The sequence below is a fragment of the Mesorhizobium mediterraneum genome, from assembly GCF_002284565.1.
Lineage (GTDB): Bacteria > Pseudomonadota > Alphaproteobacteria > Rhizobiales > Rhizobiaceae > Mesorhizobium > Mesorhizobium mediterraneum.
In genome coordinates this window covers 1-2500 of record NZ_NPKI01000024.1, presented here as the reverse complement: position 1 = coordinate 2500, position 2500 = coordinate 1, and the positions used below count along the sequence as shown (strand labels likewise).

1 rRNA gene (cut by a window edge) is annotated in these 2500 nt (G+C 53.4%); it reads left to right on the top strand.

The window, feature by feature from the left end:
• Nucleotides 1-2460, top strand: a 23S ribosomal RNA gene (locus tag CIT25_RS19180); it begins 349 nt to the left of the window's first position.
• Nucleotides 2461-2500 lie beyond the last annotated feature (40 nt).

The window sequence follows — 2500 nt, the reverse complement described above, 5'->3', positions numbered from 1 at the left end:
CCTTCTGGAAAGTAGGGCCATAGTGGGTGACAGCCCCGTACGCGTAATGCAAATCATCGTCCTCGAGTAAGGCGGGACACGTGAAATCCTGTCTGAAATTGGGGGGACCACCCTCCAAGCCTAAGTACTCGTGCATGACCGATAGCGAACTAGTACCGTGAGGGAAAGGTGAAAAGCACCCCGACAAGGGGAGTGAAAGAGTACCTGAAACCGATTGCCTACAAACAGTGGGAGTCCAAGGTTCGTCCTGGGTGACCACGTACCTTTTGTATAATGGGTCAGCGACTTAGTGTGACGAGCAAGCTTAAACCGCTAGGTGTAGGCGCAGCGAAAGCGAGTCTGAACAGGGCGTTCAGTTCGTCGCATTAGACCCGAAACCGAGTGATCTAGCCATGAGCAGGTTGAAGGTAAGGTAACACTTACTGGAGGACCGAACCCATAACTGTTGCAATAGTTCGGGATGACTTGTGGCTAGGGGTGAAAGGCCAATCAAACTCGGAAATAGCTGGTTCTCCGCGAAATCTATTTAGGTAGAGCGTCGACCGAATACCCCAGGGGGTAGAGCACTGGATGGGCTAGGGGTCCTCACCGGATTACCAAACCTAACCAAACTCCGAATACCTGGGAGTACTAGTCGGCAGACACACGGCGGGTGCTAACGTCCGTCGTGAAAAGGGAAACAACCCTGACCTACAGCTAAGGTCCCCAAGTTATGGCTAAGTGGGAAAGGATGTGAGGATCCCAAAACAACCAGGATGTTGGCTTAGAAGCAGCCATCATTTAAAGAAAGCGTAACAGCTCACTGGTCTAAATAAGGGTCTTTGCGCCGAAAATGTAACGGGGCTCAAGCCATACACCGAAGCTTAGGGTTCGTGAGCAATCACGAGCGGTAGCGGAGCGTTCTGTAAGCTGATGAAGCCATACCCGTGAGGGGTGGTGGAGGTATCAGAAGTGCGAATGCTGACATGAGTAACGTAAGGGGAGTGAGAGACTCCCCCGCCGAAAGTCCAAGGGTTCCTGCTTAAAGCTAATCTGAGCAGGGTTAGCCGGCCCCTAAGTCGAGGCAGAAATGCGTAGACGATGGGAACCACGTTAATATTCGTGGGCCTGGAGGAAGTGACGGATCATTGAGGTAGTCCAATCTTATCGGATTGAAAGGGCTGCTGCGTGGTTCCAGGAAATAGCTCCTCCTTATAGACCGTACCCGAAACCGACACTGGTGGACTGGTAGAGTATACCAAGGCGCTTGAGAGAACTATGCTGAAGGAACTCGGCAAATTGCACGCGTAACTTCGGAAGAAGCGTGACCCTTTTCCACGCAAGTGGAGGAGGGTGGCACAGACCAGGGGGTAGCGACTGTTTATCAAAAACACAGGGCTCTGCGAAGTCGCAAGACGACGTATAGGGTCTGACGCCTGCCCGGTGCTGGAAGGTTAAGAGGAGGGGTGCAAGCTCTGAATCGAAGCCCCAGTAAACGGCGGCCGTAACTATAACGGTCCTAAGGTAGCGAAATTCCTTGTCGGGTAAGTTCCGACCTGCACGAATGGCGTAACGACTTCCCCGCTGTCTCCAGCATAGACTCAGTGAAATTGAATTCCCCGTGAAGATGCGGGGTTCCTGCGGTTAGACGGAAAGACCCCGTGCACCTTTACTATAGCTTTACATTGGCATTCGTAGTGGCATGTGTAGGATAGGTGGTAGGCTTTGAAACCTGGGCGCCAGCTCAGGTGGAGCCACCCTTGAAATACCACCCTTATCACTATGGATGTCTAACCGCGGCCCGTTATCCGGGTCCGGGACAATGTATGGTGGGTAGTTTGACTGGGGCGGTCGCCTCCTAAAGAGTAACGGAGGCGCGCGATGGTGGGCTCAGAACGGTCGGAAATCGTTCGCTGAGTGCAATGGCATAAGCCTGCCTGACTGCGAGACTGACAAGTCGAGCAGAGACGAAAGTCGGTCATAGTGATCCGGTGGTCCCGCGTGGAAGGGCCATCGCTCAACGGATAAAAGGTACGCCGGGGATAACAGGCTGATGACCCCCAAGAGTCCATATCGACGGGGTTGTTTGGCACCTCGATGTCGACTCATCGCATCCTGGGGCTGGAGCAGGTCCCAAGGGTATGGCTGTTCGCCATTTAAAGCGGTACGTGAGTTGGGTTCAGAACGTCGTGAGACAGTTCGGTCCCTATCTGCCGTGGGTGTAGGAATATTGAAAGGATCTGTCCCTAGTACGAGAGGACCGGGATGGACGGATCTCTGGTGGACCTGTTGTGGCGCCAGCCGCATAGCAGGGTAGCTATATCCGGACGGGATAACCGCTGAAGGCATCTAAGCGGGAAACCCACCTTAAAACGAGTATTCCCTGAGAACCGTGGAAGACGACCACGTTGATAGGCCGGGTGTGGAAGAGCGGCAACGCTTGAAGCTTACCGGTACTAATAGTTCGATCGGCTTGATCGTTCTCATTCCTTATGCCCATCACCAGCGCAATCCTTTGGAT